Annotated in this window: 24 protein-coding genes and 1 tRNA gene; 17 read left to right on the top strand and 8 right to left on the bottom strand. The window is 70.6% G+C overall.

Annotated features, from left to right (window positions below; genetic code table 11):
* Positions 1 to 5: 5 nt before the first annotated feature.
* The 4 genes from CLT71_RS26630 to CLT71_RS26645 all read right to left on the bottom strand — a co-directional run bounded on the left by CLT71_RS26630 (position 6) and on the right by CLT71_RS26645 (position 4,789).
* Complete coding sequence (locus tag CLT71_RS26630; RefSeq protein ID WP_486483464.1) at positions 6 to 923, bottom strand: ABC transporter permease; 918 nt, start codon at positions 921 to 923, stop codon at positions 6 to 8.
* A complete protein-coding gene (locus tag CLT71_RS26635) occupies positions 920 to 1,885 on the bottom strand; it encodes an ABC transporter permease (RefSeq protein ID WP_486483465.1) in 966 nt (321 codons plus the stop codon). The genes CLT71_RS26630 and CLT71_RS26635 overlap by 4 nt, the downstream gene beginning before the upstream one ends.
* Positions 1,886 to 1,970: 85 nt before the next feature.
* Positions 1,971 to 3,584, bottom strand: coding sequence for an ABC transporter substrate-binding protein (locus tag CLT71_RS26640; protein ID WP_101369524.1), 1,614 nt, complete (start codon positions 3,582 to 3,584; stop codon positions 1,971 to 1,973).
* Positions 3,584 to 4,789 (bottom strand): membrane dipeptidase, encoded by a 1,206-nt coding sequence (locus CLT71_RS26645; RefSeq protein ID WP_101369525.1) that lies wholly within the window; start codon positions 4,787 to 4,789, stop codon positions 3,584 to 3,586. Before CLT71_RS26645 ends, CLT71_RS26640 begins: the two co-directional genes overlap by 1 nt.
* A 214-nt stretch (positions 4,790 to 5,003) precedes the next feature.
* On the opposite strand from CLT71_RS26645, the gene CLT71_RS26650 reads away from it, so the two are divergent.
* Entirely contained in the window at positions 5,004 to 6,038 is a 1,035-nt protein-coding gene (locus CLT71_RS26650; RefSeq protein WP_486483466.1) for an ABC transporter ATP-binding protein, read from the top strand.
* Positions 6,025 to 7,170, top strand: coding sequence for an ABC transporter ATP-binding protein (locus tag CLT71_RS26655; RefSeq protein WP_199187730.1), 1,146 nt, complete (start codon positions 6,025 to 6,027; stop codon positions 7,168 to 7,170). Before CLT71_RS26650 ends, CLT71_RS26655 begins: the two co-directional genes overlap by 14 nt.
* A gap of 68 nt (positions 7,171 to 7,238) precedes the next feature.
* On the opposite strand, the gene CLT71_RS26660 is transcribed toward CLT71_RS26655, so the two are convergent.
* Positions 7,239 to 7,691 carry a hypothetical protein gene (locus CLT71_RS26660; RefSeq protein WP_101369526.1) on the bottom strand — a complete coding sequence of 151 codons (453 nt, stop codon included), beginning with the start codon at positions 7,689 to 7,691 and terminating at the stop codon, positions 7,239 to 7,241.
* 111 nt (positions 7,692 to 7,802) lie between these two features.
* Between CLT71_RS26660 and rsmA the strand changes: the two genes are divergently transcribed.
* The 6 genes from rsmA (at position 7,803) to CLT71_RS26690 (ending at position 13,326) form a co-directional block, all read left to right on the top strand.
* A complete protein-coding gene (rsmA, locus tag CLT71_RS26665; protein ID WP_101369527.1) occupies positions 7,803 to 8,678 on the top strand; it encodes a 16S rRNA (adenine(1518)-N(6)/adenine(1519)-N(6))-dimethyltransferase RsmA in 876 nt (291 codons plus the stop codon).
* Between the two features lie 11 nt (positions 8,679 to 8,689).
* A complete protein-coding gene (locus CLT71_RS26670; protein ID WP_486483467.1) occupies positions 8,690 to 9,298 on the top strand; it encodes a Uma2 family endonuclease in 609 nt (202 codons plus the stop codon).
* 19 nt (positions 9,299 to 9,317) lie between these two features.
* On the top strand, positions 9,318 to 10,274 hold the full coding sequence (locus tag CLT71_RS26675; protein WP_101369528.1) for a 4-(cytidine 5'-diphospho)-2-C-methyl-D-erythritol kinase: 957 nt from the start codon (positions 9,318 to 9,320) through the stop codon (positions 10,272 to 10,274).
* A 24-nt stretch (positions 10,275 to 10,298) separates the two neighbouring features.
* Complete coding sequence (locus tag CLT71_RS26680; RefSeq protein WP_101369529.1) at positions 10,299 to 12,104, top strand: ABC-F family ATP-binding cassette domain-containing protein; 1,806 nt, start codon at positions 10,299 to 10,301, stop codon at positions 12,102 to 12,104.
* A gap of 164 nt (positions 12,105 to 12,268) precedes the next feature.
* Positions 12,269 to 12,724: a DUF4383 domain-containing protein gene (locus CLT71_RS26685; RefSeq protein WP_101371808.1), complete on the top strand. Its 456-nt coding sequence runs from the start codon at positions 12,269 to 12,271 to the stop codon at positions 12,722 to 12,724.
* Positions 12,725 to 12,852: 128 nt separating this feature from the next.
* Positions 12,853 to 13,326 (top strand): DUF4383 domain-containing protein, encoded by a 474-nt coding sequence (locus CLT71_RS26690; RefSeq protein WP_101369530.1) that lies wholly within the window; start codon positions 12,853 to 12,855, stop codon positions 13,324 to 13,326.
* An 86-nt stretch (positions 13,327 to 13,412) separates the two neighbouring features.
* Here CLT71_RS26690 and CLT71_RS26695 read toward each other — a convergent pair whose 3' ends face one another.
* Positions 13,413 to 14,114, bottom strand: a complete 702-nt coding sequence (locus CLT71_RS26695) for a TetR/AcrR family transcriptional regulator (protein WP_101371809.1) — start codon at positions 14,112 to 14,114, stop codon at positions 13,413 to 13,415.
* Positions 14,115 to 14,246: 132 nt separating this feature from the next.
* On the bottom strand, positions 14,247 to 15,218 hold the full coding sequence (locus CLT71_RS26700) for an acyl-CoA desaturase (RefSeq protein WP_101369531.1): 972 nt from the start codon (positions 15,216 to 15,218) through the stop codon (positions 14,247 to 14,249).
* Between the two features lie 76 nt (positions 15,219 to 15,294).
* Here CLT71_RS26700 and CLT71_RS26705 point away from each other — a divergent pair, with 76 nt between their 5' ends.
* The 9 genes from CLT71_RS26705 (at position 15,295) to CLT71_RS26745 (ending at position 24,096) form a co-directional block, all read left to right on the top strand.
* Positions 15,295 to 16,224 (top strand): helix-turn-helix domain-containing protein, encoded by a 930-nt coding sequence (locus CLT71_RS26705; protein WP_486483468.1) that lies wholly within the window; start codon positions 15,295 to 15,297, stop codon positions 16,222 to 16,224.
* A 28-nt stretch (positions 16,225 to 16,252) separates the two neighbouring features.
* Positions 16,253 to 16,327 (top strand) — tRNA-Gln (locus CLT71_RS26710).
* A gap of 70 nt (positions 16,328 to 16,397) precedes the next feature.
* On the top strand, positions 16,398 to 17,954 hold the full coding sequence (gene glmU, locus CLT71_RS26715; protein WP_101369533.1) for a bifunctional UDP-N-acetylglucosamine diphosphorylase/glucosamine-1-phosphate N-acetyltransferase GlmU: 1,557 nt from the start codon (positions 16,398 to 16,400) through the stop codon (positions 17,952 to 17,954).
* Positions 17,955 to 18,005: 51 nt separating this feature from the next.
* Entirely contained in the window at positions 18,006 to 18,986 is a 981-nt protein-coding gene (locus CLT71_RS26720; RefSeq protein WP_101369534.1) for a ribose-phosphate diphosphokinase, read from the top strand.
* A 359-nt stretch (positions 18,987 to 19,345) separates the two neighbouring features.
* Positions 19,346 to 20,035 (top strand): 50S ribosomal protein L25/general stress protein Ctc, encoded by a 690-nt coding sequence (locus CLT71_RS26725; RefSeq protein ID WP_101369535.1) that lies wholly within the window; start codon positions 19,346 to 19,348, stop codon positions 20,033 to 20,035.
* A gap of 98 nt (positions 20,036 to 20,133) precedes the next feature.
* The gene (gene pth, locus CLT71_RS26730; RefSeq protein WP_101369536.1) at positions 20,134 to 20,727 is read left to right on the top strand and encodes an aminoacyl-tRNA hydrolase; all 594 of its coding nucleotides are present in this window, start codon (positions 20,134 to 20,136) and stop codon (positions 20,725 to 20,727) included.
* A 151-nt stretch (positions 20,728 to 20,878) separates the two neighbouring features.
* Positions 20,879 to 21,742: an inositol monophosphatase family protein gene (locus CLT71_RS26735; RefSeq protein ID WP_101369537.1), complete on the top strand. Its 864-nt coding sequence runs from the start codon at positions 20,879 to 20,881 to the stop codon at positions 21,740 to 21,742.
* A 153-nt stretch (positions 21,743 to 21,895) separates the two neighbouring features.
* On the top strand, positions 21,896 to 22,807 hold the full coding sequence (gene cysD / locus CLT71_RS26740; RefSeq protein WP_101369538.1) for a sulfate adenylyltransferase subunit CysD: 912 nt from the start codon (positions 21,896 to 21,898) through the stop codon (positions 22,805 to 22,807).
* Positions 22,807 to 24,096 carry a GTP-binding protein gene (locus tag CLT71_RS26745; protein WP_101369539.1) on the top strand — a complete coding sequence of 430 codons (1,290 nt, stop codon included), beginning with the start codon at positions 22,807 to 22,809 and terminating at the stop codon, positions 24,094 to 24,096. The genes cysD and CLT71_RS26745 overlap by 1 nt, the downstream gene beginning before the upstream one ends.
* A gap of 80 nt (positions 24,097 to 24,176) precedes the next feature.
* Here CLT71_RS26745 and CLT71_RS26750 read toward each other — a convergent pair whose 3' ends face one another.
* Positions 24,177 to 25,052: an IS5 family transposase gene (locus CLT71_RS26750; protein ID WP_199187957.1), complete on the bottom strand. Its 876-nt coding sequence runs from the start codon at positions 25,050 to 25,052 to the stop codon at positions 24,177 to 24,179.
* Positions 25,053 to 25,207 lie beyond the last annotated feature (155 nt).

Raw genomic sequence — 25,207 nt, forward strand, 5'->3', positions numbered from 1 at the left:
GCTCGTCACCTCGTCCTCGGATTGCGGGCGTCGTTGTACGCCACGGCGAGCAGGGTGGTCGCCACCACCAGCAGCAGGATGGCCAGCGACGGGAAGAGCGTGGTCCACCAGGCGGTGGCGAGTGAACCGGAGCGCTGCGCCTGGTGCAGGATCGTCCCCCACGACCAGCTGTTCGGGTCGCCGAGTCCGAGGAAGGACAGTCCCGCCTCCGACAGCACCGCCCGGGAGGTGGTCAGCACCACCGAGACCGCGACCACCGGCGCCACCCCGGGAAGCACGTGCTTGCGGATCACCCACAGGTGCGAGCCGCCGATCACGTGCGCCGCCGAGACGTACGGCGTCGGCACCACGGCCAGCCCCTGCGAGCGGACCACCCGGGCCACCTCGGGCCAGCTGAAGACCGCGATCACCACCACCAGGGTCGGCACGCTCGGCCCGGCCAGCGCGGCGACCAGGATCATCAGCGGCAGTACCGGCAGCGAGAGCGAGACGTCGACGATCACCCCGAGTACCAGGTCGGCGAGGCGGAAGTACGCCGCCACGACCCCGACCAGCACACCGATCACGATCGCCAGCAGGCTGGCCGCCAGGCCGACCACGATGCTGACCCGGGTGCCCCAGACCACCTGGGCGAAGACGTCCCGCCCCAGGTCGTCGGTGCCGAACCAGTGCCCGGCGCCGGGACCGGCGAGCACCTCTTCGCCGTACCCGCTGGGATAGTCGGCGATCAGCGGCGCGGCCAGCGCGACCAGGCCGAGCAGCAGCAGGACGCCGGCGCTGAACAGGCCGAGCGGGTTGCGCCGGAACGACTGCCAGGTCTGCTGTGCCACCGACTCGGACGGCGGCAGCCCACCGGCCGCCGGGGTGGCGGTGGCCGGCGGCGGGGTGTCGCCGGCCGGCGGCATCACGAGTTCGGTGCTCATGCCGTCCTCACCCTCGGGTCGAGCAGTCCGTAGGCGAGGTCGGTGAGCAGGTTGGCGACGATCACCGCGAAGGCGAGCATCAGGAACGCGCCCTGCAACACCGGGAAGTCGAGCTGGCCGACCGCCTCGAAGATGGCCCGCCCCACGCCCGGGTACGCGTAGATCGACTCGGTGAGCACCGCCCCGCCGACCAGGAAGCCCAGTTGCAGCCCGACCAGTGTGGTGGTGGGCAGCAGCGCGTTGCGCAGGGCGTGCCGCCAGACCACCTTCCGGTTCGGCAGCCCCTTGGCCCGGGCCAGCGTGCAGTAGTCCTCGCCGAGCGCGTCGATCAGGGTGCTGCGCAGGGTCAGCACGTACGAGCCGAGCTGCACCAGCACCAGCGACAGGCAGGGCAGGATCAGGTGCAGCGCGATGCTGCCGTACGCGGCCAGCCCGTAGACGTCGTCGTCCATCGCGCCGCCGATCGGCAGGATGCCGAAGACCACCCCGAAGACGTAGAGCAGGAAGACTCCGATGCTCGGGACGAACAGCGACTGGCCGGTGATGCCGCCGACCTGGATCAGCCGGTCCAGGGTGCCCTTGGCGCGGGTCGCCGCCAGCACGCCGAGCGGGATGCCCAGCGCCACGGTCACCACGAGCGCCGAGCCGGCCAGCAGCAGGGTCCAGGGCAGCCGCTCCAGCAGGATGTCCAGCACCGGTTGGTTCTGCCGGAACGACATCCCGAGGTTGCCCTGGAGGAGCTGGGTCAGGTACTCCCAGTACTGCAGCGGCAGCGGCCGGTCCAGGCCGTAGTCGCGCAGCAGTTCGGCCCGCAGTTCCTCGGTCATCCCCGGGTCCGCCACCGCCAGGGCCGGGTCACCCGGCAGCAGGCGAAGCAGGAAGAACGTCACGGTCACCGCGAACCACATGGTCAGTACGCCGCGCAGCAGGCGGCGGGTGACGAACCACGCACCACCAGGCACGTCTCCTCCTCAGGCTGAGGTGTAAGGAAGGGCCCCCCGTTATCGCTTTCTGTTGTAGCGGGGGCCCTTCCTTGCACTCCGTCGGTTAGTTCTTGGTGGCTTGGGCGATCGAGACGGGGTTGACGATGGAGAGCAGCTCGCTCGGCTGGACCAGGAAGTTGGACCACTCGGCCGAGTGCGCGATCGTGAACTCCTCGACGTAGAGCACGTTGTCGTACACCTTGTCGGTGATGATCTTCGCGGCCTGCTGGATCGGGCCCTTCTGGGCGGCCTGGTCCAGCTGCGTCCGGGCCTGGTCGATCAGGGCGTCCAGCTCCGGGTCACAGGCGTTGGCGTAGTTGATGAAGCCCTTGCACTTGAACGCCAGCGCCAGGTTGGCCGGCGGGTTCTCCATGATCGCCCAGGAGCCGGCGTAGATGTCGTAGTCCCGCGCGGTGTACTTCTCGATGTACGTGTTCCGCTCCAGGCCCTCCAGCTTGATCTCGATCCCGGCCTCCTTGCCGGAGTCCCGGACCAGCTGCGCCCACTTGGAGATGTTCGGGTCGGCCTGGTCGTAGATCATCCGCAGGCTGAGCCCGTCGAAGAGCCCGTCACCGTTGCCGTCGGCGAATCCCGCCCCGCTGAGCAGCTGCTTCGCCTTCGCCGGGTCGTGCGCGTACTCCTTGGCGGACGGGTCCTGCCACTGCTTCAGCGTCGGGGTCAGCACCGAGGAGTTCGACGAGACCGCCTTGCCCTGCAACGCCACCCGCCGGATCGCCTCGTAGTCGACGGCGGCGGCGAGCGCCTGGCGTACCTCCAGCTTGTCCAGCGGCTTGCGCGCGGTGTTGTACTGCATGTGCGCCCAGCCCAGCGACGGCACCTTCACCAGCTTGACCTTGCTGTCGCCTTCGAGCGTCTTGGCCAGCGGCGGCGGCAGCGCGTTCGCGATCAGGTCCACGTCGCCGTTGCGCAGCGCCAGCGCCTCGGTGTTGACGTCCGGGAAGACCCGGAAGACCACCTCCTTGGCCTTCGGACCGCCCTCGACCAGCGGGAAGTTCTCCATCCGCTCCAGCACGTACCGCTGGCCCCGCTCGACGGTGGTCAGCTTGTACGGCCCGGCCGACACCCAGTCCTTGTCATTGGCGAACTTCTGCACGCTGCCGACCTTGCTGAAGACGTGCTCCGGGACGACCGGCATCCAGAAGCCGACGTTCTCCAGGAAGGTGCCGTCCACCTGGGAGAGCTGGAACTCGATCTCCGTCGGGGAGAGGACCGTGGACTTCTGGTACGACGCGATGAGCCCGGCGACGACGCCGATCTTCTCCTTGGCGACGGCGTCGATGGTGAACGCGACATCGTCGGCGGTGACCTTCTCCCCGTCGCTCCAGGTGAAGTCGTCCCGCAGCGTCACCTTCGCCTTGCGCCCACCGTCGAGGTACTCCCATTTGGTGGCCAGGTACGGCGAGCGCACCCCGTCCATCCCCATGCTCATCAGCCGGGGGTACATCAGGTTCGTCACCCAGGTGTCGGTACGGCTGTTGCCGACCAGCGGGTTGTAGTTGAGCACGTCGGCGGTGGTGCCGATCGTGATCCGGTCCGCCGAGCCGCCGCTGCCGCCGGCCGCCTGGCTGTCCGGGTTGCTGGGCGCACAGGCGGTTGCCGCCAGCCCTATCGAGAGCGTGCCCGCCGCCACGGCGAGGACACGCCGAAATGAACGCATCACCAGACCTCCTCAAGGACGCGCATGATGTTGCCCCCCAGGACCTTGCCGATCTCGTCGTCCGAGTAGTCGTGGCCGACCAGCCAGGAGACGATGTTCCAGTAGCACTCGGCCGGGTTCTCCAGCCCGTCCACGTACGGCACCCGGGGGTGCTCGACGTGGCCGTGCGCCTCGGCGATGCTCAGGTGCGCGGCGAAGGTGTCGTGCAGGCCGACGTGGTCGCCGAAGAGCGTGTCCGGGCCGAACGCCACGTGGTCGATGCCGACCAGGTCGACGCAGTGCACGAAGTGGTCCATCACCGACTCGATGCTGTGCTCCGGGTGCGCGGACGAGAGCGTGGTGTGCGGTGCGGCCTCCAGGCCGAGCACCCCGCCGCGCTCGGCGCAGGCCCGGATCACCTCGTCCGGCTTCATCCGGTTGGTCGGCCAGACGGTGCGCGACCCGGCGTGCGTGATGAAGATCGGCTTGGTGGAGGCGGTGATCACGTCCAGCGAGGTGCGGTCGCCGGAGTGTGAGACGTCGATCGCGATGCCGAGCTTGTTCATCCGGCGTACGGCCTTCTCGCCGAAGTAGGTCAGGCCGCCGTCGCCGCGCTCCTTGAGCCCGCTGCCCAGGGTGTTCGCCTCGCTGTAGGCGATGCCCATCTGCCGGACGCCGAAGCCGTAGAGCATGTCGATCCGGTCCAGCTCGTTCTCGATCATCGTGGCCGCCTCGGTGGCCAGCACCAGGCCCATCCGGCCGGTCTCGTGGGCGTGGTGGATGTCGGCGAGCTTCTCCACCCGGATCAGGTAGTCCTGGTGGGCCAGGTCGGACAGCCGCATCCCGAGGTCGGCGATGACGTCGGTCCACTTCCAGCCCATCTGGCTGGTCACGCAGCAGGTGCCGTCCATCATGTTGTCGAAGACGGCGGTCATGCCGGAGCGGGCCAGTCCGGCGTACCCGGTGTGGTGCCGCGCGGTGCGGTTGTAGTCGACGGTCTGGCCGATCTCCTCCGGAAAGACCGACGGGTGGTCGTGCAGCGAGATCACGACGTTGTCGGTGAGCAGCCGGCGGACCCGGTCTCGCTGCGCGTCCGTCAGTGAGATGCCCTGGTACGCCGGCACCCGACCGAGTTCCGGAGCGAGCTTGAACTCACGGTAGTCGGTACCTGCCTCCAGGTAGCTGTAGGACGTGTATCCGGTGTAACGCGGGGCCGGGTCGAGCACGCCGCTACCTCCTTCGGTCGGTGCCAGAGTCGGGGCGCGCGGTGGATTTCGGCGCCGTGACCTGATCTGGGTGTGGATTGTCGGCGATGTGGAAGCAGAGATTGCCAGGATCAGGCGCAGCGTGTCAACATGATGGCCAACTCCGGCGCAGATCGACGGCTGGGCGACAGGAACCGGTGCGGCGGACGACAACACGGAGATATCGGGAGGTGTAGTGACCAGCGGGCTAACAGGCGCACAGCGGTCACCCGAGGTCGACCCGCCGGCCGCGCTGCGGGTCCGGGGACTCGACGTCACCTTCACCGGCCGGCGCGGCACCGTCCCGGCGGTACGCGGGGTAGACCTCGACATCGCCGCCGGTGAGGTGCTGGTGCTGCTCGGCGAGTCCGGTTCCGGCAAGTCCGTCACCGCCCGCGCCGTGATGGGGCTGCTCGACTCCGGCGGCGTACAGGTCCGGTCCGAGCAGATCCAGGTCGCCGCACACGACCTGACCGGCGCCGACCCCGACCAGGTCCGGAAGCTGCGCGGCGAGACCATGGCGCTGGTCTTCCAGGACGCGCTCTCCGCGCTCAACCCGGTGCTCTCGATCGGCGACCAGCTCGGCGAGGTGTTCCGGATCCACCGCGGGCTCTCCCGCCGGGCCGCCCGGGCCGAGGCCGCCGAACTGCTCCGGCTGGTCGGCATCCCCGCCCCCGACCGCCGGGTACGCGACTATCCGCACCAGTTCTCCGGCGGCATGCGGCAACGGATCCTGATCGCCATGGCGGTCGCGCTCGGCCCCCGGCTGCTGATCGCCGACGAGCCCACCACCGCACTCGACGTGACCGTGCAGGCGCAGATCCTGCAACTCGTCGACCGGCTGCGCAGCGAACTCGGCATGGGCATCCTGCTGATCACCCACGATCTCGGGGTGGCCGCCGAGATCGCCGACCGGGTCGCGGTGATGTACGCCGGCCGGATCGTCGAGACCGGCACCGTAGCCGAGGTACTCGACGGGCCGGCCCACCCGTACACGGCGGCGCTGCTGCGCTCCGTACCCGATCTCGCCCAGCCCGGCGACCGGCTCCGGCCGATCCCGGGCAGCCCGCCGAACCTGCTGGCGCTGCCGAGCGGCTGTGCCTTCCATCCGCGCTGCGACCGGGCGACCGAGGAGTGCACGGTGACCCGCCCGCAGCGGCGGGCGCTCACCGTACCCGGCCGGACCGCCGCCTGCCACCACGCCGAGGAGGCCGTCGATGCCCCCGTCTGACCACCCGGCCGGGCCCGGTACAGCCTCCACCGGCCCGGCCGGGTCCACCCCCACCACCCTCGGTACGCCCACCGCGCTCGCCACCTCCGCCGGCCCGGGTACCGCCGGCCCACTGACCGCCGACCCGCCGGTGTACCGCGAACCGCTGCTGGTCGCCACCGGGGTCCGCAAGAGCTACCGGGCCGGACGCGGCCTCGGCGGCGGATCCCGGGTGCACGCCGTGGACGGGGTGGACCTGAGCGTCGCGGCCGGTGAGACCCTCGGTGTCGTCGGTGAATCCGGCTGCGGCAAGTCGACCCTGGCCCGGCTGCTGGTCGGGCTGGAACGCCCGGACGCCGGTCAGGTCCGCTACGCCGGCCAGGACGTCGGCTCCGCCCGGGGCGGCCGCCGCCGCGAACTGCGCCGCGCCGTCCAGATGGTCTTCCAGGACCCGGTCACCTCGCTGAACCCCCGGATGCCGATCCTGGACATCGTCGCCGAGCCGCTCGACGTGCACAAACTGGCTCGGGGCGCCGCCGCCCGCCGGGACCGGGTCGCCGAACTGCTGGAGATGGTCGGGCTGGCCCCGGACATGATGCGCCGGTTCCCGCACGAGTTCTCCGGCGGGCAGCGGCAGCGGATCGGCATCGCCCGCGCCCTGGCCACCGAACCCCGGGTGGTGGTCTGCGACGAGCCGGTCTCCGCCCTCGACGTCTCGGTGCAGGCCCAGGTGGTCAACCTGCTCGCCGAGTTGCAGCAACGGCTCGGCATCGCCCTGGTCTTCATCGCGCACGACCTGGGAGTGGTCCGGCACGTCTCGCACCGGGTCGCGGTGATGTACCTCGGCCGGCTCGCCGAACTCGGCCCGGCCGGCACCGTCTACCAGCAGCCGGCACACCCCTACACCCGGGCGCTGCTCGGCTCGGTACCGGTGCGACACCCGCGCGAGCGGGGGCGGGAACGGATCGTGCTGGCCGGCGACCCGCCGAGCCCGGTCGACCCGCCGTCCGGCTGCCGTTTCCACACCCGCTGCCCGATCGCCCAGGAGATCTGTGCCCGCGAGGCACCGGCCCTGCTCGTCCCGAACGGCGACGCGCCGACCGGCGGTGCCGCCGACCGGGTCGCCGCCTGCCACTTCGCCGGCACGCCGTAGCCCGGCCGGCAACTTTCCCGGCCGGGAGCTGGCCCGGCCGGCAGGTGCGTGGCCGGCAGGTGCGGCCGTCAGGTCCGGGTGAACTCCATGATCCAGTTGGTCTCCCAGGTCTGGCCGCCGTCCACCGAGAACTCCTGCTCCCATCGGGCCGAGGTCGCGGTGATCTCCGACCAGATGAAGTGCGCCCTGATCGGCCGCCCCTCGTGGGTGTCGTCGCCGTAGAAGTCGCCCCGGCCGTCCCGGAACGTGCCGACGACCGGGGGATAGAGCAGGCCGGTACGGCTGTCCGCCCAGTAGAGCGACCACTCCTTCCGCTCGGTGTCGAACAGCCGCAGGGTGAATCCCCGGGTGCCCCTGGTCGGGAAGATGATCTCTTCGGTGTTGCCACCGCCGTCGAAGATGCTTCGGCAGACGCTCACGCCGGGAAACTCGTCCCACTCGTCGCTGCCGACAAGAAGGGTCCGGAGCCGCCGGTTGGACACGTTCCAGGAACCCACGAGGAAATCGAAGTCGTTGCTCATACCCGGCGATCATGCCGGGTACCCGTGACACTTCCGTCGGACAGCCGGAAGCCAGGCGCCGCACCGGGTACGCCGCCCCGGCCGCACCGGCGGGCCGTACCCTGTTGCAGCATGGCCGCAGACCTGCTCGGACCGGTGGAGATCCGGGAACTCGCCACCCGGCTGGGCGTGCACCCGACCAAGAAGCTCGGCCAGAACTTCGTGCACGATCCGAACACGGTGCGCCGGATCGTCGCCGCCGCCGGACTGACCCCGGACGACGTGGCGCTGGAGGTCGGGCCGGGGCTGGGCTCGCTCACCCTCGGCCTGTTGCCGGTGGTCGGGCACGTACACGCGGTCGAACTCGACCCGGTGCTGGCCGGGGCGCTGCCGGAGACGGTGGCCCGGCACGCCGGCCCGGCCGGTGCGGCCCGGCTGACCGTGCACCCGGCCGACGCGCTGCGGATCACCGCCGCCGAACTCGGTGACCCGGCCCCGACCGCGCTGGTGGCGAACCTGCCCTACAACGTCGCCGTACCCGTGGTGCTGCACCTGCTCGCCGAGGTGCCCGCGCTGCGGCACGGACTGGTGATGGTGCAGAAGGAGGTGGCCGACCGGCTGGTCGCCGGCCCCGGCTCCCGCACCTACGGCGTGCCGTCGGTCAAACTCGCCTGGTACGCCGAGGCCCGCAGCGCCGGCCGGGTACCGCCGAACGTCTTCTGGCCGGTGCCGAACGTCGACTCCGGGCTGGTCGCCTTCACCCGGCGCGAACCGCCCCGGGCCGACGTACCCCGCAAACAGGTCTTCGCGGTGGTCGACGCGGCGTTCGCGCAGCGCCGCAAGACGCTGCGGGCGGCGCTGGCCGGCTGGGCCGGCGGCCCGGACCGGGCGGCGGCGGCGCTGGTCGCGGCCGGGGTGGATCCGGGCGCCCGGGGCGAGTCGCTGACCGTCGCACAGTTCGCCGCGATCGCCGCGTCGGCCCGCGTCGCCGCACCGGCCGCCGAGTAGGCTGACGGCGTGTGTGGCAGGAGGTGGCCGACGTGACGGCCGAGCCGGTCGATCCCGCGTCCCGGCGACCGTGGGCACCCGACCCGGTCCGGCAGCGGTTGGCGAACCACACGATCGAGGACATCCTGGCCCTCCCCGACGACGCCCCCCGCGTCGAGCTGCGCGATGGAATGATCATCGTGGTTCCGTCCCCGACCTTCGGACATCAGAAGATCAGCCATCGGCTGTGGCGCTGGCTGGAGGATCACGCACCGCGGGAGTTCGAGCCGAGCGCCGCCACCGGTGTGCTCGTCGGGCCGGACCAGACCCTCGAACCGGACGTGCTCCTGCTCCGTACCGAGACGCTGCGGTACGCCAACCACTACGCCCCGGCCGAGGACGTCGTACTCGTGGCCGAGGTGGTGTCGCCGGGGACGAGGCGACGGGACCGGCTGGAGAAGCCGGCCGACTACGCGGCGGCGGGCATCCCGCACTACTGGCGGATCGAGCAGGATCCGCTGCACGTGTACGCGTACGAGCTGGTCGGTGACCGGTACGAGCTGGTCGCCGAGTCCGCCGACGAGCTGACCCTGGCCAAGCCGTTCGAGGCTCGGCTGCGGGTCCGGGACATCGCTGCATGACCGAGGCATGGGGAGCTGCATGACCGAGGCATGGGGACCGGACGAGGACGACGAGCGTCCGCGCCGGAGGATGCCCGGCCCGGTCAGGGTCCGGGTGCCGGCGAAGGTCAACCTCCATCTCGGGGTCGGGCCGCTGCGTCCGGACGGCTACCACGAGCTGAACACCGTCTACCACACGATCTCGATCCACGACGAGCTGACCGCCCGCCGGGGCGACACCCTCACCCTGACCATGGAGGGGGAGGGCGCCGGTGAGCTGGCCCTGGACGAGTCCAACCTGGTGATCCGGGCCGCCCGGGCCCTGGCCGCGCACGCCGGGGTGCCGGCGCACGCCCGGCTGCACCTGCGCAAGCAGATCCCGCTCGCCGGCGGCCTGGCCGGGGGGAGCGCCGACGCCGCCGCCACGCTGGTCGCCTGCGACGCGCTCTGGGGCACCGACCTCGGCCGGGACGAGCTGGCCGGGATCGCCGCCGGGATCGGCTCCGACGTCCCCTTCCTGGTGTACGGCGGAACCGCGCTCGGCACCGGCCGCGGCGAGACGATCAGCCCGATCCTGGCCCGCCCGGTCACCTGGCACTGGGTGGTGGCGATCGCCGACGGTGGCATCTCCACCCCGGCCGCCTACCGCGAACTCGACCGGCTGCGCGCCGAACACGCCGCCCCGCCGCCACTGCGCAACGCCGACGCGCTGCTCGCCGCGCTGCGCGGCCGGGACCCGGCCCGGCTCGGCCGGGCGCTCGGCAACGACCTCCAGACCGCCGCGCTCTCGCTGCGCCCGGTGCTGGCCGAGACGCTGAAGGCCGGCGAGGCGGCCGGGGCGCTCGCCGGCATCGTCTCCGGGTCCGGCCCGACCTGCGTCTTCCTGGCCACCGACGGCGGTCACGCCGAGCGGGTCGCGGCCGAGCTGACCGCCTCGGGGCTGTGCCGGGCGGTCCGCACGGCGTACGGTCCGGTCCCCGGCGCCAGGGTGAGCTGACCGGGGCGACTACCGTCTGAGCACATGGCCAACATCGTCAATCTGGACCGGGTCTCCAAGGGGTACGGCGCGGCGGGGCAACTCCTCACCGACGTCTCCCTCGGCCTGGACGACTCGGACCGGGTCGGCGTCGTCGGGCTGAACGGCACCGGCAAGTCCACCCTGCTGCGGCTGCTGACCAGGGCCGAGGAGCCCGACAGCGGCCGGGTGACACACCGCCGCGACCTGCGGGTGGCCTGGCTGCCGCAGACCCTGGTGCTCGACCCCGAGGCCCGGGTCCGGGACGTGGTGCTCGGCACCGCCTGGCTCGACGAGGGCTTCGGCGCCGAGCACGAGTGGGCCGGCGACGCGGGCGTACGGGCCATCCTGGACGGGCTCGGCATGCCGTACCTCGGACTGGACCAGCCGGTCGGGCCGATGTCCGGCGGCGAACGGCGGCGGGTGGCGCTGGCCGCCCTGCTGGTCCGTACCGCCGACCTGCTGGTGCTGGACGAGCCGACCAACCACCTCGACGTGGCCGGGGTGGACTGGCTGGCCCGGCACCTGGTCGGCAAGCGTGGCGCGCTGGTGGTGGTCACCCACGACCGGTGGTTCCTGGACGCCGTCTGCACCGCCACCTGGGAGGTCGTCGACCGGGCGGTACGCGCCTACGAGGGCGGTTACGCCGCCTGGACGCTGGCCCGGGCCGAACGGGAACGGGTGGCCGCGGCCACCGAGGCGCGCCGGCAGAACCTGCTGCGCAAGGAGATCGCCTGGCTGCGGCGCGGTCCGCCGGCCCGGACCTCCAAGCCGCGCTTCCGGATCGAGGCGGCGAACGCCCTGATCGCGGACGTACCGCCGCCGCGCGACACCGTGTCGCTGCAACGGCTCGCCACCGCCCGGCTCGGCAAGCAGGTGTACGACCTCACCGACGTCACCCTGCTGGCCGGGGAGAAGGTGATCCTCGACAACCAGACCTGGCAGGTCGGCCCCGGTGACCGGATCGCGATCGTCGGCGCCAACGGTGCCGGCAAGACCACGCTGCTCCGGCTGCTGGCCGGGGTACGTGGCCCGGACGGCGGGCAGTTGCGGATCGGCTCCACCGTCCGACCGGCGTTCCTGTCGCAGGAGCTGGCCGAGTTGCCGGGCAACCTGCGGGTACTTGAGGCGGTCGAGGAGGTGGCCCGCCGGGTCGTACTCGGCGACCGGGAGATAAACGCCGCCCAGCTCGCCGAGATCTTCGGTTTCGACGACCGGCGGCTCTGGACCCCGGTCTCCGACCTCTCCGGTGGTGAGCGGCGCCGGCTGCAACTGCTGCGGCTGCTCGCCGCCGAGCCGAACGTGCTGCTCTTCGACGAGCCGACCAACGACCTGGACACCGACACCCTGGCCGCGCTGGAGGACCTGCTCGACTCCTGGCCCGGTACGTTGATCGTGGCCAGTCACGACCGCTACCTGGTCGAACGGGTCACCGACGTGGTGTACGGGATGTTCGGCGACGGTCGGTTGGTGCACCTGCCCGGCGGTGTCGAGGAATACCTGGCCCGGGCCGTCACCCCCGGCGCGCCAGCTCCCGAGCGGCGCAGCAACGGTGCGGTGCCGGCCGAACGGGTCGAGGGTGCCCTCTCCGGCGGTGAGCTGCGTTCGGCCCGCAAGGAGCTGAGCCGGCTGGAGCGGCAGATCGGCAAGCTGGAGCAGCGCGAGGCGACGCTGCACGACCAGATGGCCGAGCACGCCACCGACTACACCCGGATCTCCGAGTTGGACGGCCAGCTCCGGGCGGTACGCGCCGAGCGGGAGCAGACCGAGGAGGCGTGGCTGGCCCTGGCCGAGCAGATCCCGGAGGGCTGACGAACTCCTCGGGTGGACGGCGTTCGGTGCCGCCCGGTGTGGCTGTCGAGGGTGGTCCACGCAGGTCGGCCGGGGCTCCCACCGGGGGTGTGCGGCATCACCCGGACGGCATGCGGAAGAATCTAGCTCCGACCCCTCACTGGCAACGGCGTTGGAGACTGCTGATCATGCACAACCCCGTGAACCATCCCGCGCGGCCGGTCTACCGGGCCATCGGTGGGCTGATCGGCCTCTACCTGGTGGCCTTCGGTGTCCTCGGCTTCGTCCAGGCCGGCGGCGGCGAGTTCTTCGCCCAGGACGACACCCAGGTGCTCGGCCAGGGGACCAACCTCGGCTACTCGGTGATCTCGACCGTGCTCGGCCTGGTCATCCTGCTCGCCACCGTGGTCGGCCGGAACATCGACACGGCGGTCGACAAGTTCCTCGGGTACGCCCTGATGGCGCTCGGCCTCGCCGGACTGGCGGTGCTGCGTACCGACGCGAACTATCTCAACTTCTCCGTCGCCACCACCATCGTGACGATGATCCTCGGACTGACCCTGCTGACGTGCGGCATGTACGGCAAGGTCGGCTCTGAGGAGGAGGCCAAGGCGTGGGAGGACGCCCGCCTGGTGCTCTGATCCGCCGGTGCACCGGTCGGCCGCCTCGCCCCGTCCGGCCGGTGCCGATCCGGCATTTGCCGGGCAATCCCCTCCGGCCCGGGTGACAATCCGGGAGGAAAGCCGCCAACCGGCAGCGAGGAGGGGACATGGCGCACATCCCGATCAACCATCCAGCTCGTCCGGTCTATCGGGTACTCGCCGGGCTGATCGGCCTCTACATCGTGGTCTTCGGGGTCTTCGGACTCTTCGAGACCGCCGGGGAGGACTTCTTCAGCCGGGGCAGCCACTGGGTGCTGGGGTTGCGTACCAACATGGCGTTCGCGCTGGTCTCGGTGATCTTCGGGCTGGTGGTCCTGTTCGGCGCGGTGCACCGGGGCAACTTCGGGCACCTGATGAACCTGGCCACCGGGGTGGTCTTCCTGGTGGTCTCGATCGCGATGATGGCCGTGTTGCAGACCGAGGCGAACATCCTGAACTTCTCGATGTCCACGGTCATCGTGTCGATGCTCTTCGGACTGGTCCTGCTCGCCACCGGCCTCTACGACAAGGTCGGCCCGCCGGAGCACACCGAGGAGGAACCCGAGATGCACCGCAGTTCGAGCGCCCGCCCCGGCCGCTGAGCCGCCCGGCGGGGCGGCGCCGGGCTGGACAGGCCGCCGGGCAGGGGCGCCGGACAGGGCGGGCCGCCGGGTGCCGGGATCAGTGCTCAGCGGGTCCGGCGGGTGAGCAGGGTCGGCTTGGCCTCCAGGTGGGACAGCCCGTTCCAGGCCAGGTTGACCAGGTGCGCCGCCACCGTCTCCTTACGCGGCTTGCGCACCTCCAGCCACCATCGGCCACTCAGCGCCACCATCCCGACCAGGGACTGCGAATAGAGTTCGGCGAGCTTCGGGTCGTAGCCCCGGCTCTTGAACTCGGCACCCAGGATGTGCTCCACCTGGTGCGCCACGTCGTTCATCACGCTGCTGAAGTTGCCGGTCGCGGAGAGCAGCGGCGACTCCCGGACCAGCACCCGGAACCCGTCCGTCTCCTCCTCGATGTAGTCGAGCAGGGCGAGCGCCGCCTGCTCCAGCAACTCCCGGGGATGTCCGGCGGTCAGCGCGGTGGTGACCCGGTCGAGCAGGGCGCGTACCTCCCGGTCCACGACGACCGCGTAGAGGCCCTCCTTGCCGCCGAAGTGCTCGTAGACCACCGGCTTGGAGACCTTGGCGCGGGCGGCGACCTCCTCGATCGAGGTCGCGTCGAACCCGCGCTCGGCAAAGGCCTGCCGGCCGATGGCGATGAGCTGCTCCCGACGCTGGGCCGCCGACATCCGTACCCGGGAACCGGACTTGGGGGGCGGCGGCGGTGGCGCCGGGGTCTTGACCCGCCTGCGGCCGAGGCCGCGGGCGGTACCCGGCCCGTCTGCCACCGCGCTATCCCGCTGCCGTTCCGCGATGCCACGCAGACCCGGATCGTCCATGTTGGCGCCCTCGCTGCGCTCCGTCACCCAGCCATCCTGCCAGGTAGATGCTCGTGGCCGGGTGCCCGGAGGCGTCGCGGGTCACTTTGACTGTGCGGGTTTGAGTAGTTTCGCCTCAATCCGCTCGGGCTTCGGCCACCGCACGTTGTACGCGGCGCCGACCTTCTCGAACAGCCAGATCACCCGGGCCGAGATGTCGACCTGACCTCGCAGTACGCCGTGCCGGGCGCAGGTCGGGTCGGCGTGGTGCAGGTTATGCCAGCTCTCCCCGAAGGAGACGATCGCCAGCGGCCAGAAGTTCGTCGCCCGGTCGCCCTGACGCACCTCGAACGGACGCTCGCCGTAGACGTGGCAGACGGAGTTGATCGACCAGGTGATGTGGTGCAGCAGCGAGACCCGGACCAGGCCGGCCCAGAAGAACGCGGTGAGCGCACCCTGCCAGGACCAGGTGACCAGGCCGCCGACCAGCGCCGGGGTGAGCAGGGAGAGCGCCACCAGCAGCGGGAAGAGCCGGTCCACCCGGTTGATGTCCTTGTCGGCGAGCAGGTCGGGGGCGAACCGCTCCCGGTTGGAGAGTTCCCGGTGGAACATCCAGCCGACGTGGGCGTGGAACAGACCCTTGGTCAGCCCCCACACGCTGTTGCCGAAGCGCCACGGCGAGTGCGGGTCGCCCTCGATGTCGGAGAAGGCGTGGTGCCGGCGGTGGTCGGCGACCCACTGGGTGATGTTTCCCTGGATTGCGAACGAACCCGCGACGGCGAGGGCCACCCGCAGCCAGCGCTTGGCCTTGAACGACCCGTGCGTGAAGTACCGGTGGAAGCCCACCGTGATGCCGAGTCCGGCCACCACGTACCACACTCCGGCGATGGCGATGTCGGTCCAGCTCAGCCACCCGCCCCAGGCCACCGGCACGGCGGCGAGCAGGGCGAGGAAGGGGATCGTGACGAAGGACCAGAGGGCGATGAGAATGCCCTTGGGCTGGGCGCCGTCGGTGAGGGGCTTGGGGCCCTTCTTGACGGCGGAGGCCGGTTGTTCGAGCAGGACGGACGACATGGCACCTCGCTGAGCGTAGGGGGAAGATCGGTAACTTACGCCTACGTCACCGTAACCTACGCTGGCGTAGTCTGCCATGGACGCGAACTGGGAATCAGCTGTCAGCCATCGACGGTTCTTGTCGTACACGGGCTCTAATCTCCTGGTCGTGATCGATCCGCTCGCCGCCGAGGCGCGTCGTCTGCGTACCGTCGAGCTGCTCTCCGCCGGGGAGATCCGGCGGCGGCTCGGCATCGGCAAGGACCGGTTGACGGCGTTGTTGCGGGATGTTCCCGCGCCGGAGTGGACGAAACGACCCAATGCCAAGGACGAGTTGCGAGCCAGGGCGGTCGAGTTGCGCGGTGCGGGCCGGTCGGTGCCGGAGATCGCCGTCGAGCTGGGTGTGGCGAAGTCGACCGCGTACCGGTGGGTCCGGCACCTGCCGCTCGACCGCGACCCGGAAACCGAGGCCGAGGTCGAGCGCCGACGAGCGCACTCCCGGCGGATGACCGACGCACGCTGGCGGGCTCACCGCGAGGCCCGCGACGCGGCCGAAGCGCAGGAGCATGCCCGGGTGGCCGAGCGAATCGGGCAGGCCGACGAACGCGATCTGCTCATCCTCGGTGCGGCGATCTACTGGTGTGAGGGTGCCAAGTCGAAGCCGTGGCGCCGTGACGATCGGGTTGTCATCATCAACAGCGACGTCCGTCTGCTGGGACTCTTCCTTCGCTTCCTGGAGTCCTGTGGAGTCGATCGGAGTGTGCCGAGCTATCGCCTGAGCATTCACGAGTCGGTCGACGCCGAGGCGGCCGCGCGGTGGTGGCAGGAAGCGCTCGGCCTACCGGCCGAGCGGTTCCAGCGGCCCACGCTCAAGCGGCATCAGCCGAAGACGGTCCGCTACAACACCGGCGCTGACTATCACGGGTGTCTGATCATCAATGTTCCGCGCAGCCGGGAACTCTACTGGCGCATCGAGGGTGCGATCGGTGCGCTGTCCGACGCGGTGACCGCCGGTGCGGGCGGGTGATCGATGAGCCGCTAGGCTGTTTCCCCGATGGGGTGTGGGGTAACGGCAACCCGCAGGCCTTTGGAGCCTTGAGCTTCTGGTTCGAATCCAGACACCCCAGCCAAATCGGACATATAGCGATCGGCACGTGCCATTCCCGGGGCGAGGGCGATTGCGGCTCTTGTCTGGTTAGCATGGGGCCGCACACTGCCGGCCGTTCTGACGGGAGCATTCTCGTGTCCCAGCCCCGCCTCCGCACCGTCGTCGTCCTCGCCGCCGGTGAGGGCAAGCGGATGAAGTCGGCGCTACCCAAGGTGCTCCATCCGATCCTCGGCCGCAGCCTGCTCGGCCACGTACTCGCGGCAGCCGCCCCGGTTTCGGCGGATCGCACGCTGGTGGTGGTCGGCCACGGCGCCGACAAGGTCACCGCGCACCTGCGCGAGGTCGCCCCGTACGCCGAGCCGGTGCTCCAGGCCGAGCAGAACGGCACCGGGCACGCCGTCCGGATCGCCCTGGAGAGCGCCCCGGACGGCGGTGGCACGGTAGTGGTACTCAACGGGGACGTACCGCTGCTGCGTCCGGAGACCGTCACCGAGCTGGTCGCCGCGCACGAGGCCGCCGGGGCGGCGGCGACCGTACTCGCCGCCGAGGTGGCCGACCCGACCGGCCTGGGCCGGATCGTCCGGGGCGCCGACGGGGGACTGGAGCGGATCGTGGAGGAGCGCGACGCCAGCCCCGCCCAGCGGGCGATTCGCGAGATCAACGCCGGGATCTACGCCTTCGACGCCGTCCTGCTGCGCGACGCGCTCGGCAAGCTCTCCACCGACAACGACCAGGGCGAGGAGTACCTCACAGACGTCTTTGGCCAGTTCGCCGCGACCGGCGAGGCCGTGGCGGTACACGTGGCGGCGGATGCCACCGAGACGCTTGGCTGCAACGACCGGGTCGAGTTGGCCGCACTGCGCCGGCTGCTGCGCGACCGGGTGAACGAGGGCTGGATGCGTACCGGCGTGACGCTGCTCGACCCGGCGACGACCTGGATCGACGTCACGGTCACCCTCGGCCGGGACGCCGTGGTGGACCAGAACACCCAGCTCTGCGGGGCGACCACTGTCGGGCCGGAGGCCGCCGTCGGCCCGGACACGACGTTGATCGACACCACCGTCGGCGCCGGGGCGACGGTGATCCGGGCACACGCGGTCGGTGCGACGGTCGGCCCGGGCGCGAGCGTCGGGCCGTACGCGTACCTGCGGCCGGAGGCGACGCTGCGGGAGAAGTCGAAGGTCGGCACCTTCGTGGAGGTGAAGAAGTCCGAGATCGGCGAGGGGGCCAAGGTGCCCCACCTCAGCTATGTCGGGGACGCCACCATCGGGGCGCGGGCCAACATCGGCGCCGGGACGCTCTTCGTGAACTACGACGGGGTCAACAAGCACCACACCGTGGTCGGTGAGGCGGCCTTCGTGGGCTGCGACACCAGCCTGGTGGCGCCGGTCGAGGTGGGCGCCGGGGCGTACGTGGCGGCGGGCAGCGCGGTGACCAGCGACGTACCGCCGGGGGCGCTCGCGGTCACCCGGGCCGAGCAGCGCAACATCGACGACTGGGTGCTGCGTCGCCGGCCCGGTACGAAGTCCGCGGCGGCGGCGGAGCGTGCCGGACGCGGGGCATCCGGCGCAAGCGAAGGTGAGCCACTCCACGGGGGCTCCGTAGCGGGTGAAGGTCGTCCGGCCTCGGGAGATACTGCAACCGAATAGTCCTTGGCCCAACGCCGGGTGACCCACCGACAAACGGGAGCAGACGAGCCGATGGGCAGCATCGTCGCCGAAAATCGCAAGAGTCTGATGCTCTTCTCCGGAAGGGGATTTCCGGAACTGGCAACGGAGATCGGTGAGGTGCTCGGGGTTGCGCCGACACCGTCGGACGCCTACGAGTTCGCCAACGGTGAGATCTTCGTACGGTTCAAGGAGTCGGTGCGTGGTTCGGACGCCTTCGTGGTGCAGTCCGTCACGCACGGCGTGAACAAGTGGGTCATGGAGACCCTGATCATGGTCGACGCGTTGAAGCGCGGTTCGGCCAAGCGGATCACCGTGGTGCTGCCGTTCTATCCGTACTCCCGGCAGGACAAGAAGCACCGCGGCCGGGAGCCGATCTCGGCCCGGCTGGTGGCGGACCTGCTCAAGACGGCCGGCGCCAACCGGATCCTCACGGTGGACCTGCACACCGCACAGATCCAGGGCTTCTTCGACGGGCCGGTCGACCACCTGTTCGCGATGGACATCCTGGCCGAGTACGTCCAGCGCAAGTACGCCGGCCGCCCGATGACGGTGGTGGCCCCCGACTCCGGCCGAGTACGCGTGGCGGAGCGCTGGACCGACCGGCTCGGCGGCTGCCCGCTGGCCTTCATCCACAAGACCCGGGACCCGTCCAAGCCGAACCAGGTGGTGGCGAACCGGGTGGTCGGGGACGTCGAGGACCGGGTCTGCCTGATCGTCGACGACATGATCGACACCGGTGGCACCATCTGCAAGGCGGCCGAGATCCTGCACGAGGCGAAGGCCGCGGACGTGCTGGTGGCCTCGACCCACGCCCTGCTCTCCGACCCGGCGACGGAACGGCTGAAGAACAGTCGGATCAGCGAGGTGGTGGTGACGAATACCCTGCCGCTGCCGCCGGAGAAGCAGCTCGACAAGCTCACGGTGCTCTCCATCGCGCCGCTGCTGGCCCGGGCGATTCGCGAGGTCTTCGACGACGGCTCGGTGACCACCCTCTTCGGCGGACTGAGCTGACCGCCGACCCCAGCAGGGCCGGCTGAGCTGATGATCGTCTCCGCTGGGATGGTCCGGTGCGTCCCCGCGAGGGCGGTCCGGCGGCGTGATCCAGAGGTGGAATTGGCGGATCGCGAATGATGCCGGGCTGGCTGGGCGGGGACCGCCGTGAGGGCGCATCGGGCCTCGGGTAGACTGGTGCGGTTGCCACGGCGAGGGTGCCCTGCGGGCCGCTGAAGCAAGCGCCGCACGGACGCACCGTCATCGACGCGGTGCTCCGGGCAGTGGCCACACGCAAAGCCCCCAGCGCGCCCTTCGCCCTAGCACCGCAACCGCCAGCCGACGTAGCGCCGCAGAGTGACCGTATCAGGAGTCTTCCCGTGTCCGAGGTAAAGATCAGCGCCGAGCCCCGCACCGAGTTCGGCAAGGGTGGTGCCCGTCGTACCCGCCGGGCCGGTAAGGTGCCCGCCGTGCTGTACGGCCACGGCGAAAAGCCCAAGCACATCGCGCTGCCAGCGCGCGAGTTCGCCGCCGCCATCCGGCACGGTGGCGCCAACCAGTTGTTCGCGATCGAGATCAGTGACGGCACCCAGGCGCTCGCGCTGCCGAAGGCCATCCAGCGTGACCCGATCAAGGACACTTTCGAGCACATCGACCTGATCCTGGTCCGACGGGGCGAGAAGGTCACCGTCGACGTGCCGGTGCAGCTGACCGGCGAGCCGGCCAGGGACACCCTGGTCGTGCACGAGCAGAACACCCTGTCGGTGAGCGCCGACGCGACCCGGCTGCCGGAGAGCTTCGAGGTCTCGATCGAGGGGCTCGAGGCCGGTGCGCAGGTGACCGCGGCGGACGTACGGCTGCCGCAGGGCGTGGAGCTGGTCGCCGACCCGGAGCAGATCCTCGCGCTCGTCACCCAGTCGCCGACCGCCGAGCAGATGGCGGCCGAGGCCGGCGAGGAGCCGACCGAGGAAGCCGAGGAGGAGGCCGAGGGCGAGGGCCCCGGTGCCGAGGCCGCCGAGGCCGAGGGCGACAACCAGGGCGCACCCGCGCAGGCCGCCGCCGAGGCCTGAGCCACAACGTCTGCACAGGCAGGCGCCCCCGGACGTTCGGGGGCGCCTGTTTGCGTACTGTGACGCGAGCGGGTCGGTGAGCAGAGGGGAAGAGCGGCGTGGCGGAGGAGCTTCGTCCGTGGTTGCTGGTCGGGCTCGGCAACCCCGGTAAGGAGTACGCGCGGCACCGGCACAACGTCGGCTTCATGGTGGCCGACCTGCTCGCCGGGCGGATCGGCGCGAAGTTCGGCCGGCACCGCCGAGCGGTCGCCGAGGTGGCCGAGGGGCGGCTCGGGTTCGGCGGGCCGAAGCTGGTGCTGGCGAAGCCGTTGACCTACATGAACCTCTCGGGCGGCCCGGTGGCGGCGCTTGCCCAGTTCTACAAGGTGCCGGTCGACCAGGTGGTCGCCGTACACGACGAGTTGGACATCCCGTACGGGCAGATCCGGCTGAAGCAGGGCGGCGGCGAGGGCGGGCACAACGGGCTGCGCTCGATGTCCAAGTCGCTGGGGACGAAGGACTATCTGCGGGTCCGGTTCGGGATCGGGCGGCCGCCGGGACGGCAGGACCCGGCCGACTTCGTACTCTCCGATTTCTCCTCGGTGGAGCGCAAGGAGCTGGAGTTCCTGGTGGACCGGGCGGCGGACGCGGCGGAGGCGGTCGTCGACCGTGGCCTGGAGTGGGCGCAGAACACGTACCACGCCACCAGCTGACCTGCGACGGCGCTCCCTGCCCGGTGTGGCGGCCGGCCCTGCACCCCGGATCGGCGTCTCGGCCGGTAGTCTTTGCGCCGCGGGTGAGGAGGCTGACAACGATGATCTCGCGTCAAGCGGCCGGTGTGGCCGGCTCACCGGGGATGCCCTGATGGCCGCGCCGCCGGTGATCGACGGGGAGTTCGCCCGCTGGCTGGCCGGTCGGGCCGGCCAGGCGCTGCTGGAGCTCCGCACCGAGATGGGCTTCGCCGATCCGGGGGCGTTGAAGGCGGCCGGGGACAAGGTCTCGCACGAACTGCTCCGCACCGAGCTGGCCCGGTGGCGGCCCGCCGACGCGGTGCTGTCGGAGGAGGACGAGGGCGCCCGGCTCGCCTGGGCCGCCGGGGCCGAGCCGGAGGTGGCGCCCCGGCTGGGCGCCGACCGGGTCTGGATCATCGATCCTCTGGACGGTACCCGGGAGTTCTCCGAGGAGGGCCGGACGGACTGGGCGGTGCACGTGGCGCTCTGGGCGCGGCGGGCCGACACCGCGCACGGCATCGTCGGCGCCGCGGTCGGGCTGCCCGCCCAGCACCGGGTGCTCGGCACCGATCAGCCGCCGGCGTACCCGCCGATGACGCTGGCGGCGGCGACCGGGGATACCGGATCGACCGGCCCGGACGGCACCGCCCGGCGGGTCCGGCTGGCGGCGAGCCGGAGCCGGCCGCCGGTCTTCCTCACCGACCTGGCCGCCGAAATCGGCGCCGAGCTGGTGCCGATGGGCTCGGCCGGCGCGAAGATCGCCGCCGTGATCAGTGGCGAGGTCGACGGGTACGTGCACGCGGGCGGCCAGTACGAGTGGGACTCGGCGGCTCCGGTCGCTGTGGCGACGGCCACCGGGCTTTTCGCTTCCCGTATCGACGGATCCGCGCTGAAATACAACCAGGCTGATCCCCGCCTGCCGGATCTGGTGGTGTGCCGTAAGGATCTCGCTCCTCGGCTGCTCGCAGCGTTGCAGCGCCACCTCCGGGTACCCTAGGCCGGGACATGGCGACTTAACCGACCGGGAGGGTCTGGAATCCCATGGGCGAGCAGCACGAACGAGGTCCGGCATGAGCGGGCGCGGCGAGCGGATCTGCCAGCTCGACACCGGGGAGCCGGATTCCGTCGACGGTCGCGGCGAGGTGACGCCATGACCTCGCCAGCGGCCTACCGGGTGTCCCATCTCGACGCGCTCGAAGCCGAAAGCATCTTCGTCATCCGCGAGGTCGTCGCCGAGCTGGAGCGGCCGGTGCTGCTCTTCTCCGGCGGCAAGGACTCGATCGTCATGCTCCGGCTCGCCGAGAAGGCTTTCGCGCCGGCCCGGATCCCGTTCCCGGTGATGCACGTCGACACCGGGCACAACTTCCCCGAGGTACTCGGCTACCGCGACCGGCGGGTCGCCGAGATGGGGCTGCAACTCGTGGTGGCCAGCGTGCCGGAGGCGCTGGAGTCCGGGCTGGTCCAGGAGCCGGCCGACGGGGTACGCAACCGGATCCAGACCCCGGTGCTGCTGGAGGCGATCGAGAAGTACCGCTTCGACGCGCTCTTCGGCGGCGCCCGGCGCGACGAGGAGAAGGCGCGGGCCAAGGAGCGGGTGTTCAGCTTCCGCGACGACTTCGGCCAGTGGGATCCGAAGAACCAGCGCCCCGAGCTGTGGTCCCTCTACAACGGCCGGCACCATCCGGGCGAGTCGATCCGGGTCTTCCCGCTCTCCAACTGGACCGAGCTGGACGTCTGGCACTACATCGCCCGGGAGAAGATCGAGCTGCCGTCGATCTACTACGCCCACGAGCGCGAGGTCGTCGAGCGGGACGGCATGCTCTACGCGGTAAACGAGTTCATCACACCCCGGGCCGGCGAGACGCCCTTCGTCGAGCAGGTCCGCTACCGCACCGTCGGAGACGCCTCCTGCACCGCCGCCGTCCGGTCGGCGGCGGACACCGTCGAGACGGTGATCGAGGAGGTGGCCGCGACCCGGATCACCGAACGCGGCGCCACCCGGGGCGACGACCGGGTCAGCGAGGCGGCGATGGAAGACCGCAAGCGGGAAGGGTACTTCTGATGACGGCGACCGTGGTCCCGACCGAGACCCGCGCGATGGACCTGCTCCGGTTCGCCACCGCCGGCAGCGTCGACGACGGCAAGTCCACCCTCATCGGGCGGCTCCTCTACGACACCAAGTCGCTCTTCACCGACCAGCTCGAAGCGGTCGAGGCGGTCAGCGCGGCCCGGGGCGACGAGTACACCAACCTGGCGCTGCTCACCGACGGGCTGCGGGCCGAGCGCGAGCAGGGCATCACGATCGACGTGGCGTACCGGTACTTCGCCACCCCCCGGCGGAAGTTCATCATCGCCGACACCCCCGGGCACATCCAGTACACCCGGAACATGGTGACCGGGGCGTCAACGGCTGACCTGGCACTGATCCTGGTCGACGCCCGCAAGGGGCTGGTCGAGCAGTCCCGGCGGCACGCCTTCCTCTGCTCGCTGCTGCGGGTGCCGCACCTGGTGCTCTGCGTCAACAAGATGGATCTGGTCGACTGGTCCCAGGAGGTCTTCGAGCGGATCGCCGACGAGTTCACCGCGTTCGCGGCGAAACTGGATGTGCCGGATCTGTCGGTGATCCCGATCTCGGCGCTGCACGGCGACAACATCGTCTCCCGCTCCCAGAACACCCCGTGGTACGAAGGCCCGTCGCTGCTGCACCACCTCGAACACGTACACATCGCCAGCGATCGCAACCTGGTCGACGTACGGTTCCCGGTGCAGTACGTGATCCGTCCACAGTCGACGACCGTGACGGACTACCGGGGGTACGCCGGGCAGGTCGCCTCCGGGGTGCTCAAGCCGGGCGACGAGGTGATGGTGCTGCCCTCCGGGTTCACCAGCCGGATCGCCGCGATCGAGACCGCCGACGGCCCGGTCGAGCAGGCGTTCCCGCCGATGTCGGTGACGGTACGACTGACTGACGAGATCGACATCTCCCGGGGAGACATGATCTGCCGTCCGACGAACGCGCCGGCGGTGGCCCAGGACGTCGAGGCGATGATCTGCTGGATGGACGAGACGAAGCCGCTGCGGGTCGGCGGGAAGTACGCCATCAAGCACACCACCCGGTCCGCCCGGACGGTGATCCGGAACCTGCGGTACCGGCTCGACGTGAACTCGCTGCACCGGGACGAGTCCGCCACCGAGCTGCGGCTCAACGAGATCGGCCGGGTACGGCTGCGTACCACCGTGCCGCTGCTCGCCGACGAGTACCGGCGGAACCGGACCACTGGTGGCTTCATCGTGATCGACGAGGCGACGAACCGTACGGTCGGCGCCGGCATGATCGTCGAGACCGGCTGACGATCCGCAGCGCGGCATCCGTACGGGGTGCGACGGTCAGTGATGACTGTTGATCACTAAGAGCCTGGTAAATAAGGGGTTCAGGGGTGTTGGTGGCGGGCGAGGCGGCGGGCCATCACGATGACCATGGCCCATTGGACCATCGCGGCGTGGTGTTCGGTTAGGCGTTCGTAGTCACGGACGGTGCGGCGGCACCGGTTGATCCAGGAGAAGGTCCGTTCGACCGCCCATCTGCGGCGTAGGACGACGAAGGTGGTCTGTCCGGCGAGTTTGGCCACGATCTGCACGGTCATGGCGAGGTGGGTCGCGGCCCAGGTGACGACCTTGCCGGTGTAGCCGCTGTCGGCCCAGACCAGGCTGATGCCGGGTAAGCACGCGCGTAGTGCCCACAGCAGTGGTCGGGCGGCGTCGCGGTCCTGGACGCCTGCGCCGGTGACCAGGACGGCCAGGAGCAGACCGCAGGTGTCCACGGCGATGTGCCGCTTGCGGCCGTTGATCCTCTTCCCCGCGTCGTAGCCGCGGCTCGGTCGCCCGACGGTCTCCGCACCGCGTACCGACTGGGAGTCGATCAACGCGGCCGTCGGTTGCCGGTCCCGGTGCTCGATCTGGGTGCGGACCTGTTCGCGCAGGCTATTGTGCATCCGATTCAACGTCCCGTCCGCGGTCCAGGTCTTGAAGTAGTGGTAGACCAACTTGTGGTGCGGGAAGTCCGCCGGTAACGCGGCCCACTGGCAGCCGGTCCGATCGAGGTAACGGATCGCGTCCACGACATCGCGCCGCGGGTAGGCGATCGGGCGGCCGCGTCCGGTCCCGGCCGGAACGTGCGGGGCGATGACGGCCCATTCCGCGTCGGTGGTGTCCGACGGGTAGTGCCGTGGCCGGGCGGTGGGCAGGTGCGCATCGAGGGTGGCCGGGGTGGCGTACGAGGCGACACCGGCGACAAGGTATACAGACAGGGTTGGGCCTTCGGTCGTGCTGGTTTAGTCACCTTCGCTCGTACCGAAGGCCCATCCCTATGTCACGACGCCACGCCGCACTCCATGATCGTCACCCTCGCCAGCCTCCGAAGCCCTTATTTACCAGGCTCTAAGATGCTCGGGTGCTCAACGGA

This window comes from Plantactinospora sp. CNZ320 (assembly GCF_002846275.1).